This is a genomic window from Pseudomonas sp. BN414 (assembly GCF_029871275.1).
GTDB lineage: Bacteria > Pseudomonadota > Gammaproteobacteria > Pseudomonadales > Pseudomonadaceae > Metapseudomonas > Metapseudomonas resinovorans_C.
The window spans coordinates 162,038-175,312 of sequence record NZ_SSOL01000040.1 but is presented as its reverse complement, the minus strand read 5'-3'; the positions used below and the strand labels follow the sequence as shown (position 1 = coordinate 175,312).

Below are 13,275 nucleotides of genomic sequence, written 5' to 3'. Positions count from 1 at the left end.
GGAGCGAAATCATTCGCGATTGAAATCGCCCCCACAAGAGCACAAAGCGCTCGCGTCAGAACCCTACGCTGGCCTGGATGTACCAGGTGCGCGGCTGGCCGACGTAGATGCCCGCGTTGTTGTCGCTGGAACGGGTGAAGTACTGCTTGTCGAAGATGTTCTTCACACCCACGCCCACCTTCAGGTTGGACAACTGCTCGCCGAAGTCGTAGGCACCACGGGCGCTCCAGGTCACGTAGCCGGGGATATCGCCGAACTGGCCGTCAGCGGTCGGTTCGGTGATGTAGTCGCCGGTGAAGTTGCCGTTGGCATCGATACCGGTACCCGGAGCTCGCTGGCCGGACTGGGCGTAGCCGTCGAAGTTGTAGGTCCAGCGATCCGCCTGGTAGCGCAGGCCGACGTTGGCCACATGACGCGAGTAGAACGGCAGGTCGCGGGTCTTGAAGCCCGGAATGTCGCCTTCATAGGTGGCGCGGGTGAAGGTATAGGTGCCGGTCAGGCTCAGTCCGGAGAGCAGTTCGTCCAGATTGTAGTAGCCGGACAGTTCCAGGCCCTGGTGCTTGGTAGCGCCCAGGTTGGTCCAGCCCACATCGTTGCTGATGAATTGCAGCTCGTGGTCGAAGTCGATGTAGAACAGCGTCGCTTCGCCGCCCCAGGTCTGGCTGTTGTAGCGCGTGCCCAGTTCGTAGGTCTTGGCTTTCTCCGGTTCCAGGCCATTAGCCGCGTTGTCGCCCTCCCCGCCCTGGCCGAGCTGGAAGTACTGCAGGCTGCCGAACGAGGTCTCGTAGTTGGCGAACAGCTTCCAGGAATCCGAGAGGTGGTACATCACGGCAAGGGCCGGCAGCGGCTCGTTGTAGTCCTTACTGCGGTTCTTCTCCTGCACCGGCTTGCCGTTGCTGCCGATCACCGGGCGCTCATGCCAGTCGGTGTTGATGCTCTCGAAGCGCACACCCGGGGTGACGGTCCATTGGCCCACGTCGATCTTGTCGTCGATGTAGAAGGCGTTGGCCTCGGTGCCGCCGGTGCGGTCCTGGAACACATGGCCGTCAGCCGATGGGCCGGGAGTCGGCGTCGGGACGTTCTTCACCAGGGCCACACGGCTGCTTTCTTCGTGCATGGCCTCTTTCAGGTAGCGGTAGCCAACGCCCACCTCGTGGGTGCTGTCACCGGCGAAAAAGATGCGCGAAACGCGCGGCTCGATTCCGTAGGTGTAGTAGCTGCGCGGATAGGAATTGAGGAACTTCTGGTCGCGGCTGGCGATGTGGCTGCCCCGAAAGCTGTCGCTGTAATAGGTCAGCACTTCCACCTGGGTGACGTCGTCCACCTGGCGCAGGTATTTCAGCGAGACGTCCTTGCGGCGGCCGCTGAAGTTGTCCCAGTCGCGGTCGGACTGGAAGGGGTTGTCGTCGTACTGCGCCTGGGTGAGGCCGCCCGGCATGTCGGCGGTGGCGTCGTAGTAGTGGAAGTTCAGCGACAGGTCGTCCTGCTCGGTGGGCGCCCAGTGGGTCTTGAGCAAAACGTCGTCAATGTCGTTGTCGTTGTTGCCGTCGCGGTAACCGTCGCCATTCACGCCCGAATAGAGCAGCGCGGCGCCGATGCCGTTGTCAGCGGTGCCGCCGAGAAAGGCATTGTTGAGGTACTTCCAGCCACCATGGGCGGTGTCTTCCATGCTGGTGCCGACTTCACCGGAGAACTTCTCCGGGATGGCGCGGGTGACGAAGTTGATCACGCCACCGACGTTCTGCGGGCCATAACGCACGGAACCGGCGCCACGGACCACGTCGATGCTGTCGAGGTTGCCGATGGAGATCGGCGCCATGGACAGCTGCGGCTGGCCGTAGGGGGCGAAGGCGGCCGGCACGCCGTCGATCAGTACGGTGGAACGGGGCGAAAGACGCGAAGTGAGGCCGCGCACGCCGAAGTTGAGGGCGATGTCGCTGCCCCCGGTGCCGTTGGACTCCTGGACCTGGACGCCGGGCACCGAGCGCAGCGCGTCACGCACGTTCATCGCACCCTTCTCGATCATCGCTTCGCGGCGCACCACGGTACGGGCGCCGGGGTGGTTCTGCACCACAGCGTCTTCGGCAGTGCCCAGCCAGTCACCGACAACGGTGATGCTGGAGGCCGGCAGTTCCATGGCCGACGCGCCCTGCTCTTCGCTGGATACGCGACGCAGGATGGCGGTGCCGTCCGAGAGGTCGAAGGTCAGGCCGCTGCCCTGCAACAAGGTCGCGAGTACTTCTTCCGGCAGCAGGTTGCCATCGACCGCGGGAGCCTGTTTGCCCGCCACCAGGTCAGGGCTGAAGAACAGCTGCAGCGAGGTCTGCTTGCCCAGCTGGCCGAGGGCACCGGCCAGGGACTGCGCCGGAATGTGGACTTCAGTGCGCTCGGCGGCTTCGGCACCGAGGCTGCCGACAGCCAGGGCGATGGCCAGGCTCAGGGGCAGCCAGCGGTGGGTACGAGGAATCTTGCGGGAGGAATCTGGCGACACAGCTTGTTGCGTTACTTCGTTGATCACGTTCGTCCGGTCCTGAAAGAAAGCGCCCTGCACTGCACTGGGCGCAAAGAGTCGGACGAGAAGACGAACGACAGAAAAAAAACCTGAATCTAAAACGGAATTATTTCGCTTGACCCGTCAGGCAGGGTCCTGACCTTGACCGGAAGGATGCGCGGAAGGGCCGTCAGCAAGGCGTTGGTGTCATCGGCGCGGAACACGCTGGAGAAGCGCAGGTTGGCCACTTCCTCCGCAACGCGCAGGGGTTGTTCCCTGTAGCGGGACACTTCCTGAGCCACTTCCACGAGGGGCACGTCGTTGAAGATCAGCTTGCCCTGCCGCCAGGCGGTAATGCTCGCGATATCGATGCGCTGTACCGGACCGACCCCGCCATCGGCCGCCACCCGCACCCCGTCGCCGGCCAGCAGCGGCCGATTTGCGTCACCCCGCTCGCCGGCTACCAGGACGCGGCCCGACTCCACCGCCACGCGCACATCCTCGACATCCCGTCGCACATTGAAACGCGTACCGGTGACGGTGACGCGGCCTGGCCCGGCTTCGACCACGAAGGGGCGGGCCTTGTCCGACTTCACGCTGAACATCGCTTCACCGGCCTCCAGACGCACCAGTCGGCGGTCAGCGCTGTAGATAACGGTGATGCGGGTGCGTCCGTTGAGATCGAGGGTCGAGCCATCGGCCAAAGTCACCTGGCGACGCTCACCCAATTGGGTTGCATAGCTTTCGCCGCGCAATGAGAAGGGATCGAACAGGTAGGTCGCACCACCCGCCAACACCACACTGGCTGCGGCTGCCAGCGCGCCCTGCAGGAAGCGCCGGCGCGAACGCACCGGCAAAGGCAGAACTTCTGCCGTGCACAGCTCCCGCAAGCGTTGCTCGGGGATCAGGTCGACGGCGCGCCACATCTCTTCCAGTAAGCGGTACTCGGATCGGTGCGACGCAGCTGCCGCCAGCCAGGCTTCGAATTCGCGACGCTCGTCGCTGCCCTGCTCGGGGTCGCGGTTGCGACTGAACCACTGGGCGGCTTCGTCGCGCACCTTGCAGTCGGCGTAATCGGCTTGCTTCATCAGGCTGCCATCCAGGTGGCGGGAATCAGGCTGCAGTGGGTGTCCATGGCTCGGGTCTTGATGCCCTTCTGGGTGGTTCCGGTTCATGTGGCGCTCAAATCCAGGCGCTCACGCAGGTGACGAATGGTGCGGATCATATACCGCTCGACCATGTTCTTGGATAACCCCAGGCGCTCGGCGATCTCGGCCTGGCTCAGCCCTTCCAGCTTCTGCCAGACGAACACCTGGCGACAGTTCACCGGTAATTCGGCCAGGGCTTTCTCGATGGAATCCGCCAACTGGACTGCGTGCATAAAGGACTCGGGATCATCCTTCGACTCATCGCCCGAACCTGCGATGTCCATCTCCAGCAAGGCGCGGCGCTCCTCGCGACGGAAATGGTCGACGGCGATATTGCGGGTCGTCTGGTGCAGGTAGGCGCGTGGCTGCTGGACGCTCTCCTGGTCAGCCTCGAGTACCCGGACGAACGCGTCGTGGGCAAAATCTTCGGCGCGATGGCGGCTTCTCAGCCGGCGCGTCCAGGTGCCGATGAGCTCTTCATAATGCTCGAAGAATCCGTGTTCGCGCTTGCGCATCTAGGGAATTGGGAGAAGCCGAAAATCGAAAGTCGCGAATGATAATATCTCTCAAGTGTTACCGCAATTTCCCCTCATCCCCACTGATTGGCCGTCCGACGAAAGCCCCTTTTCAGGTCATATGGAGACTTGGCATCTTTTTTCGGTATCTTCTCCGACCGTCGCCAACCGTTCTCCAGAAAGAGCCTGTTCCATGAGCCGTACTGCAATCCGGGCCGCCGTCTTCTGCCTTGCCACCCTCTGCTCGGCCGCCACCTTCGCCAAGGTGGAAGTCCAGCCCGTCCAGAACACCAAGGCGGGCCGGATACTCGCCGTGCAGGTCTCCGAGGACATCGCCCCCGGCGACTACGAAGCGCTGATGAAGGGCCTGCGCGCCAACCCCGGCAAGTTCGACCGCAAGCTCGCGCTGCTGGACAACATCGGTGGCAGCGTCACCGAAGCCATCCGCATGGGCCGGCTGCTGCGGGAAACCGGCTTCGACGTGATGGTCCCCACCAATGGCGTGTGCCAGGGCAGCTGCGTCTACCTCCTGGCTGCCGGCCGCACCAAGACCGTACGCGGCTACGTGGGCCTGCACCGCCCCTACTTCCCCCACGGTGACTCCGCCCTCGCCGCCTCCACCGGCATCGGCTACAGCCCGACCGCGTACCTCAAGGACATGAACGTCCCCCTCAGCCTGCTGGACACCATGAACAGCATCGAGCCGACGCAGATGCGCGTGCTGACGAAGGATGAGCTGGCGATGTATCGGTTGAACTGAGGCGGACCAATCCGCCGGGCGCTGCGTTCTACCGGCGCACATGAAAGTCAGCGAGTTATTCCATCCACCAGCACGGCGGTGAGGAACATCCCCAGGCCGAACACGCTGTGGTTGGCCAGGCTGCGCATGCAGTTCTTCAACGGCGTCGGCGTCTTGTTGGCGAAGAACCCCGCCCCCATGGCGGGCTGCATGACCAACAGCGGCGCGGCTACGGTTCCGATCCCCACCAGCACGGCGGGCAGCAAGGTCGGATTGGTCGCCCATTCGATGCCGGCCAACCTCACCAGCAAGGTCGCGAAGGCAATACCGATGGCGTAATGGGTGAGCCATCCAAGGGCCAACTCGCCCGGAATCGGTTCTGCCCTGGCGATGGCGTCGTGAGCGATGCGCCCCTGCAGCAAGTGCCCTACCCAGCGACCAATGAAGGCGAAGTTGAGCGTCGGAACGCCCAGGCGTTTGAGGAAAATCAGCCAGATATCCATGACGGCGGTGGCGCCGATGCCAATGCTGATCACCTTGATGATGTCGTTCATGTGAGCCCCTTGCGCGTTGACGGTGGTGGGTGTCAGGGCCACTCTAGAAGTTGAAGTCAACTTCAAGTCAAGGGACTACAAATGGACATCGCCGAGGTCGCTCGACGCACGGGGCTCCCCTCCTCCACGCTGCGCTACTACGAGAAGAAAGGATTGATCACGTCCCTCAGCCAGCAAGGGACCCGACGCTGGTTCGCGCCCGGGATTCTCGACCAGTTGGCGCTGATCTCCCTCGGCCAGGCGGCGGGGTTGTCGCTGGATGAGATCCGCTCGATGTTCTCGCCCAACGGCGAACCGGAAATCGACCGTGAATTGCTCGCGGCCAAGGCCGATGAGATCGATGCGCTGGTCAAGCGTTTGAAAGCCATGAGCGACGGCCTGCGTCATGCCGCGGCCTGCCCTGCGCCGAGCCATTCGGAATGCCCGACCTTCAAGCGACTGCTGAAGGCCGCGTCGAGCGGCGCCATCGAGCGGCGCTGGAACAAGGCGGCGCCCAAGCCCAGGAACAGGTCATAGGTAGGGACCGGTCGACTGGCCGGGTCAGCGCCAAATCCGTAACATCCGCCCCCCTTTCGCCATTCCCGTGGCCGGTGCCGCCGGCCCTTCGATTCAGGTACACCATGAAACCAGCCCGTCTGCGCGCCGATGTTCTGGCCGGACTCACCACGTCCTTCGCGCTCGTCCCCGAATGCATCGCCTTCGCCCTGGTCGCCCACCTCAACCCGCTGATGGGCCTCTACGGCGCCTTCATCATCTGCACCCTCACGGCGCTGTTCGGCGGCCGACCGGGGATGGTGTCCGGGGCGGCGGGTTCGATGGCTGTGGTGATCGTCGCCCTGGTGGTGGAGCACGGCGTGCAATACCTGCTCGCCACAGTGCTGCTGGGCGGCCTGATCATGATCGCGTTTGGCCTGCTGCGCCTCGGCAAGCTGGTGCGCATGGTGCCCTACCCGGTGATGCTCGGCTTCGTGAACGGCCTGGCGATCATCATCGCGCTAGCCCAGCTGGAACATTTCAAGGCAGGAGAAGACTGGCTGAGCGGCAATCCGCTGTACCTGATGCTGGGTCTGGTGGCGCTGACGATGGCCATCGTCTACCTCCTGCCACGCCTGACCCGCACGGTGCCACCGGCGCTGGTGGCGATTCTCGGTGTCGGGCTACTGGTCTACCTGCTCGGCCTGCCCACCCGCACCCTGGGCGATATGGCCCACATCGCCGGCGGCCTGCCCACCCTGGCGCTGCCGGACATTCCCTGGAGCCTGGAGACCCTGAAGATCATCGCGCCCTATGCGGTACTGATGGCGCTGGTGGGCCTGCTGGAAACCCTGCTGACCCTGAACCTCACCGACGAGATCACTGAGAGCCGTGGCTACCCGGATCGCGAATGCGTGGCCCTGGGCGCGGCCAATATCGTTTCCGGTGCCTTCGGCGGCATGGGCGGCTGCGCCATGATCGGCCAGACGGTGATCAACCTCAGCTCCGGCGGCCGGGGTCGGCTTTCCGGCGTGGTAGCTGGAGTGATGATCCTGCTCTTCATTCTCTTCCTCTCGCCGCTGATCGAGCGCATTCCACTGGCGGCGCTGGTGGGGGTGATGTTCGTGGTGGCCCAGCAGACCTTCGCCTGGGGTTCCTTACGGGTGGCCGGCAAGGTGCCGCTGAATGACGTCCTGGTGATAGTCGCCGTGACCGTCATCACCGTGTTCACTGACCTCGCCACCGCCGTGCTCTGCGGCATCATCATCGCCGCGCTGAACTTCGCCTGGCACCACGCCCGCGAGCTCTACGCCGACAGCCATCTGGATGGCGACGGCAGCAAGCTGTACCGCGTCCATGGCACGCTGTTCTTCGCCTCCACCACGCCGTTCCTCAACCAGTTCGACCCGGCGGGCGACCCCGCCGAGGTGACCCTGGACTGCCAGCACCTGAGCTTCGTCGACTATTCCGCCATCGCCGCATTGAAGACCTTGCGCGAGCGCTACGCGAAGGCCGGCAAGCACCTGCGCGTGCTGCACCTGTCGGAGCGCTGCAAGAAGCTGCTCAAGCGCGCCGGAGAGCAGCACTAACCCCTCGTCAGGCGGGTTGGCGAGGGTGGCGGTTCTGCGCTGCAGTTAGATCGGGAGGAAGGCGCAAATCCGCAAGGAGGTTGCCATGGCCATTCAACTCGATCACCTGATGGTGCCGGCGCGGGACAAGCTGCGCTCGGCGAGGCTCCTGGCCGAGCTGCTGGATGTGCCCTGGTCGGCAACCGGCATCGGCCCGTTCGCGCCGGTTTACGTCAATGACGGGCTGACCCTGGACTTCGATGCATGGGGTGAGCCGTTTCCGCTGATCCACTTCTGCTTCCGGGTAAGCCCGAATGAATTCGAAGCGATCCTGGGGCGGATCAAGGCGGCGGGCATCGACTATCGCAGCTCCGTTCATGGGCCGGTCGACCATCAGGTGGACAAGGAACACGGCGGTTCCATCGTCTACTGGAATGAGCCGGATGGGCATCAGTGGGAGATGTTGACGGTGAGTTATGCGCGGCGGGGCTGACGCTGTTTGCTCTTGTGGGGGCGATTTCAATCGCCAAGCAGGCCGAAGGGCTGCCCTGATACTCCGAGCTGCCGGTAATCACCCTCACCCCCGGCCCCTCTCCCAGAGGGCGAGGGGTGACTCGCGCCGGCGGCGCCGTGCGTACCCGGGATTCCCTGCCTGTGAAGAGCGCCTCGTAGGGTAGATTTAGCCCACGCAAATCTTAGATGGTGGGCTGAAGCCCACCCTACGGGCTGAGACCGTTTGGCTGGCACTTGTACTGTGGGGGCGAATTCATTCGCTAAGCAGGACGCAGTCCTGCCCAACCTCTACACAAGGGGCAGCTCCGCCGCCCTCAGCGATTGAAATCGCCCCCACACGAGCCCTTCACCAAGCCCAGTCGCTGCTCCAACTCCGCAATACGCGCCTCCAGCACCTGACGCTCGGCGCGGGTGGCGGTGATGTCGTCGTAGACGCTGATCATGTGTTCCGGGCTGCCGTCGCGGGGGTTGCGTTGGACCGAGGTGCGGACCTTCACCCAAAGGTCGCTGCCGTCCTTGCGACGGAAGCGTTTCTCCATGGTGCTGACCGCCTCTTTTCCTTCCAGCAGACGCTGGACCTGGGCCAGGTTCGCGGGAAGGTCGTCGGGGTGGGTGAGCTGCTGGAAGGTCAGGCCGGCGAGTTCGTCGGCGCTGTAGCCCAGCAGCTCGCACAACGGCTGGTTGACCCGCTGCCATTGCCCGTCGAGGCCGATGTAGGCCAGGGCACCGCCGGCCAGTTCGAAGATGGCGCGGAAGCGCTCCTCGCTCTGCCGCAGCTCTTCTTCCACCCGTTTGCGTTCGGTGCTGTCCAGGCTCACGCCGACCATCTTCACCGAGCGGCCGGAGCTGTCCTGCAGCGAGGTGGCGCGGGAGGTGATCCAACGCTGTTCACCGTTGGGATGGAAGATGCGGAAATCGAATTCGTAGCCTTTGCCCTCGGCCACGCACTCCCGGTAGATGGCCTGAAGCGCGGCGACATCGTCGGGATGCAGATGGACCCAGAAGTCTTCATTGCGGCGCACCGGCCAGCCGTATACGGCTTCGACGTTGGCCGAGTAGGAGACCTCATCGGTGATCAGGTTCCATTCCCAGTTGACGATGCCGGCGCTTTCCTGGGCCAGCTTCATGCGCGCTTCGCTTTCCATGATCTCGGCGGTGTACTTGCGCCGAACGTCGGTCATGGGCAGGTCCTGCACTTCCACGTGCTGGGCGTCCTGCAGAGCCTCGTCGCCATAGCGCAGCCAGATCCAGTTGACCTTGAGGAAGGTGGCCAGCATGCGCAGGTTGTCGTAGTCGATCTCGCCGCCACGGGTCCACTTGTGCACGGCAGTACGCGAAATGCCGAGCACCGTGGCCACGGCCTGGAGTGTCAGTTTCTGGTGTTCGAGCAGTTCTTTGAGGCGGAAGGCGAAGCTGTTTTCTGTCATGGCGAGCATGTCCCTGAGCCAGGCGACGCAGTATACACGTCGCCAGCTCCGCCCTATCCCGCTGCCTTAGAGGTCTAGAACAAGGCGCTGCCCCTTCGCGCGGGAGACGCACAGCATCATGGTCTGCTGGGCCGCTTTCTCGTCGTCGGAGAGGTACTGGTCGAAGTGCTCGGCTTCACCTTCGAGGATGCGGGTCTCGCAGGTGCCGCAAACGCCCTCGCGGCACAGGCATTCCACCTGGGCGGCGTTGGATTTCTCGATGGCCTGGAGGATGGTCATGCCCTCCTCCACCTGCAGCTCGCGGCCGGACTGGGCCAGCACCACGGTGAAGGCGCCACCGGTGACCGGTGCGGCAGCGAACTGTTCCCAGTGCACGCGGGCGTCGGCGATGCCCAGGGCCTTGGCGGTGGCGATCACCGCGTCGATCAGCGGCTTGGGACCGCAGACGTAGACATGGGCATCCGCGTCCATGCCACCAATGAGTTCCGCCAGGTTCAGCGAGGTGCCCAGGCTGTCGACATAGAAGCGCACGTTCCCGGCATGGGGACCGTCCGCCAGTTCACCCTGGAAGGCACCGTGTTCCGGGCTGCGGAAGGCGTAATGCAGTTCGTAGCGGGCGTCCTGGGCAAGCAGCTCGGGGAGCTGGGCGAGGAACGGAGTGATGCCGATACCGCCTGCGATCAGCACATGCCTGCCGGCGGCAGGATCGATGGCGAAGAGGTTGTTGGGGCTGGAGATGACCAGTTCGGTGCCCACTTCGACCTGTTGGTGCATGAAGGCCGAACCGCCCTTGGACTGTTCTTCCAGGCGCACGCCGATCTGATAGCTGGCGGTGTCGGCCGGATCGTTCATCAGCGAGTAGGCATTGCTGAACTGGCGGCCGTCGGCGCCGTTCATCTGCACGATGATGTGGCTGCCGCCGGTGAAGGCCGGCAGCGGCTGGCCGTCGGTGCGCTCCAGGGTGAAGCGCTTGATCTGGGGGGTTGCCTGCTCCACCGCGGTCACGCGGGCAGACATCATTTCGTAGGAGTTGGCCATCGCTCACCTCTGTTGCGACTGCGGGCGGCGCCGGGGGCCGCCCTGATGGTGCGTGGTGCCCGCCGTCAAACGGCGAGGCACAGGTACTTCATTTCCAGGTAGTCCTCGATGCCGTACTTCGAGCCTTCGCGGCCGAGGCCGGACTGCTTGACGCCACCGAAGGGGGCCACCTCGTTGGAGATCAGGCCGGTGTTGATGCCGACCATGCCGTACTCCAGCTGCTCGGCGATCTTCCACACGCGGCCTATGTCGCGGCTGTAGAAATACGCCGCCAGGCCGTAGAGGGTGTCGTTAGCCAGACGCAGCACTTCCTCGTCGGAGGAGAAGCGCACCAGAGGCGCCACCGGACCGAAGATTTCCTCATCCAGCAGCTGCATGCCCGGCGCCACGCCGGTCAGCACCGTGGGCTGCAGGAAGTTGCCGCCCAGTTCGTGGCCATCGCCGCCCACCAGAATGTCGGCGCCCTTCTCCACCGCGTCGGCGATCAGGCTCTGCACCTTGTCCAGCGCCTTGCCGGTGATCAGCGGGCCGATCTGGGTGGCGCCTTCCAGGCCATGGCCGACGCGCAGGTCGCGCACGCGGGCGGCAAAGCGTTCGGCGAAGGTGTCGTAGACGGCGTCATGCACGTAGAAGCGGTTGACGCAAACGCAGGTCTGGCCAGCGTTGCGGTACTTGGCGACCAACGCCCCTTCCACGGCGGCGTCGATATCGGCGTCGTCGAAGACAATGAAGGGCGCATTGCCGCCCAGCTCCAGGGAAACCTTCTTGATGGTGGGCGCGCACTGGCCCATCAGCAGGCGGCCCACCGGGGTGGAGCCGGTGAAGCTCAGCTTGCGCACCAGCGGGTGGCTGGTGAGCTGGGCGCCGATGGCGATCGCGTCGCCGGTGACGATGCTGAGAACGCCGTCCGGCACGCCCGCGCGCTTCGCCAACTCGGCCAGTGCCAGGGCGGAGAACGGGGTCTCGTTGGCCGGCTTGACCACTATGGTGCAGCCCGCCGCCAGGGCCGGCGCCACCTTGCGGGTGATCATGGCCGAGGGGAAGTTCCAGGGCGTGATGGCAGCGCAGACGCCGATGCCCTGCTTGATCACCACCAGGCGCTTGTCGCCGGCCGGCGAGGGAATCACGTCGCCATAGATGCGCTTGCCTTCTTCGGCGAACCACTCGATGAAGGACGCGGCATAGCGAATCTCGCCCACGGCTTCGGTCAGAGGCTTGCCCTGCTCCAGGGTCATCAGGCGCGCCAGGTCATCTTCATGCTGGAGCATCAGCTCGAACCAGCGACGCAGGATCTGCGCACGTTCCTTGGCGGTGCGCGCACGCCAGGCCGGCAGTGCGGCATCGGCGGCTTCGATGGCGCGCAGGGTTTCGCTGCCGCCCATGTTCGGCACGCGGCCCAGCAGATCGCCGCTGGCCGGGTCGGTCACGTCCACCGTGCGAGCGTCATCGGCGTCGCACCAGGCGCCGGCGATGAAGGCCTGCTGGCAGAACAGGTCATTGTCTTTCAGGTTCACTCGGGAATTCCTCATGCACGTGACGCGGGCCGCCGCACGCAGGCGGCGGCCAGGGTCATCAACGGTCCAGGTGGGCGACGGCAATCAGGTTGTGGAAGTGGGCGATGCCATGCTCGCTCTGGCCGCTGCGCTGGCTGTCCACCATGATCCGGCCCTGGCCACGGTAGCCACGGGACTTCAGGCCCTTCTGCACGCTTTCCACCAGGCGCAGGTCTTCCGGACGGAACACGTCGCGGTACCACTCGATCAGCGACTGCTGCTCGGGGGTGATGTCCTTGTTGAGGAAGTAGATGTCGTAGTGCTGCAGGGTCACTTCGGCGCTGACCGGGAACTCGTAGATCACGGTCATGAAGTTGCCGCCGGGCGGCGCGTTGAACATGGTGCACGGCCAGACCCAGAAGCCGCTGAAGGACGGGTCCTTCACCGACTCGTCGAACTTGAAGGACTTCTCCGACGGTTTGGCCAGGCCGTACTGGAGCGACCAGTTGCCATGCATGGTATGGGTGTACTGGCCAACGTCGACGGAGTCGGAGAAGCCCGGATGGGCCGGGGCGCAGTGGTAGCACTCCATGTAGTTGTCGACGATGGACTTCCAGTTGGCCGGGGTCTCGGTGACAAAACGGGCGGCCAGGTGCAGCTCGTCCACCACCGGGCAGGCCTGGCGGATGCGAGCTCCCAGACAGGGCAGCTGCTCTTCGACTGAACCTGCGTCCTTGTTCATGTTGACGAAGATGAAGCCGGCATATTCCTCCACGCGCAGCTGCACCAGGCTGGAGTTGGCCTTGTCGAAGTTGGCGACGTGATCGCAGTTGCGCGCGTGAGCCAGTTCGCCGTCCAGCTTGAAGGTCCAGGCGTGGTACGGGCAGGTGATCACGTTCTTCGCCTTGCCGTCGCCCTGCAGCAGCTGGTGGCCACGGTGCGGGCAGACGTTGTAGAAGGCGCGCAGTTCAGCGTCGCGGCCGCGCACGATGATGATGCTCTCGCCGATGTATTCGCGGGTGATGTAGGCGTTGTTCTCGGCGACTTCGCTGCGATGGCCCACGCAGACCCAGCTGTTGGCGAAGATCTTTTCCTTTTCGTGCTCGAAGATCTCCGGACGGGTGTAGTAGCTGGCAGGAATGGTGTAGGCCTCATCGGCGTTGGCGCAGAAGTCGGCAGGGAGGCGTTGGATATCGTTCATCTTATGTACTCCAGGCATTTGAAAGGCATCGACCGGGGCCGCGCCATCACAGCTATTTACTATTGGTTAACGCAAATCTGTCAGTTAACAGATTGGGCAAAATTTTTTGGCCAA

At 64.1% G+C, this 13,275-nt stretch carries 12 protein-coding genes; 4 read left to right on the top strand and 8 right to left on the bottom strand.

Annotated elements, in window-relative coordinates:
* Positions 1 to 55: 55 nt before the first annotated feature.
* The 3 genes from E8E95_RS07200 to E8E95_RS07190 all read right to left on the bottom strand — a co-directional run bounded on the left by E8E95_RS07200 (position 56) and on the right by E8E95_RS07190 (position 4,154).
* A complete protein-coding gene (locus E8E95_RS07200) occupies positions 56 to 2,491 on the bottom strand; it encodes a TonB-dependent siderophore receptor (RefSeq protein ID WP_280349281.1) in 2,436 nt (811 codons plus the stop codon).
* Positions 2,492 to 2,607: 116 nt separating this feature from the next.
* Positions 2,608 to 3,579: a FecR family protein gene (locus tag E8E95_RS07195; RefSeq protein WP_280349203.1), complete on the bottom strand. Its 972-nt coding sequence runs from the start codon at positions 3,577 to 3,579 to the stop codon at positions 2,608 to 2,610.
* A gap of 83 nt (positions 3,580 to 3,662) precedes the next feature.
* Entirely contained in the window at positions 3,663 to 4,154 is a 492-nt protein-coding gene (locus tag E8E95_RS07190) for a sigma-70 family RNA polymerase sigma factor (protein ID WP_280349202.1), read from the bottom strand.
* Positions 4,155 to 4,347: 193 nt separating this feature from the next.
* On the opposite strand from E8E95_RS07190, the gene E8E95_RS07185 reads away from it, so the two are divergent.
* Complete coding sequence (locus E8E95_RS07185) at positions 4,348 to 4,914, top strand: hypothetical protein (RefSeq protein WP_280349201.1); 567 nt, start codon at positions 4,348 to 4,350, stop codon at positions 4,912 to 4,914.
* Between the two features lie 47 nt (positions 4,915 to 4,961).
* Here the strand turns inward: E8E95_RS07185 and E8E95_RS07180 are convergent, their stop codons facing one another.
* Entirely contained in the window at positions 4,962 to 5,447 is a 486-nt protein-coding gene (locus E8E95_RS07180; protein ID WP_280349200.1) for a DUF2938 domain-containing protein, read from the bottom strand.
* Between the two features lie 81 nt (positions 5,448 to 5,528).
* Between E8E95_RS07180 and E8E95_RS07175 the strand changes: the two genes are divergently transcribed.
* From E8E95_RS07175 to E8E95_RS07165, 3 genes are all read left to right on the top strand, one after another.
* Positions 5,529 to 5,963: a helix-turn-helix domain-containing protein gene (locus E8E95_RS07175; protein ID WP_280349199.1), complete on the top strand. Its 435-nt coding sequence runs from the start codon at positions 5,529 to 5,531 to the stop codon at positions 5,961 to 5,963.
* 104 nt (positions 5,964 to 6,067) lie between these two features.
* Positions 6,068 to 7,510: a SulP family inorganic anion transporter gene (locus E8E95_RS07170; RefSeq protein WP_280349198.1), complete on the top strand. Its 1,443-nt coding sequence runs from the start codon at positions 6,068 to 6,070 to the stop codon at positions 7,508 to 7,510.
* Positions 7,511 to 7,595: 85 nt separating this feature from the next.
* Positions 7,596 to 7,982 carry a VOC family protein gene (locus E8E95_RS07165; protein WP_280349197.1) on the top strand — a complete coding sequence of 129 codons (387 nt, stop codon included), beginning with the start codon at positions 7,596 to 7,598 and terminating at the stop codon, positions 7,980 to 7,982.
* A 334-nt stretch (positions 7,983 to 8,316) separates the two neighbouring features.
* Here the strand turns inward: E8E95_RS07165 and E8E95_RS07160 are convergent, their stop codons facing one another.
* The 4 genes from E8E95_RS07160 to E8E95_RS07145 all read right to left on the bottom strand — a co-directional run bounded on the left by E8E95_RS07160 (position 8,317) and on the right by E8E95_RS07145 (position 13,161).
* Positions 8,317 to 9,429: a PAS domain S-box protein gene (locus tag E8E95_RS07160; protein WP_280349196.1), complete on the bottom strand. Its 1,113-nt coding sequence runs from the start codon at positions 9,427 to 9,429 to the stop codon at positions 8,317 to 8,319.
* Positions 9,430 to 9,495: 66 nt separating this feature from the next.
* Positions 9,496 to 10,467, bottom strand: coding sequence for a PDR/VanB family oxidoreductase (locus E8E95_RS07155; RefSeq protein WP_280349195.1), 972 nt, complete (start codon positions 10,465 to 10,467; stop codon positions 9,496 to 9,498).
* A gap of 65 nt (positions 10,468 to 10,532) precedes the next feature.
* Positions 10,533 to 11,981, bottom strand: coding sequence for an NAD-dependent succinate-semialdehyde dehydrogenase (locus E8E95_RS07150; RefSeq protein WP_280349194.1), 1,449 nt, complete (start codon positions 11,979 to 11,981; stop codon positions 10,533 to 10,535).
* A gap of 58 nt (positions 11,982 to 12,039) precedes the next feature.
* The gene (locus tag E8E95_RS07145; RefSeq protein WP_280349193.1) at positions 12,040 to 13,161 is read right to left on the bottom strand and encodes a ring-hydroxylating oxygenase subunit alpha; all 1,122 of its coding nucleotides are present in this window, start codon (positions 13,159 to 13,161) and stop codon (positions 12,040 to 12,042) included.
* Between the last annotated feature and the right edge of the window lie 114 nt (positions 13,162 to 13,275).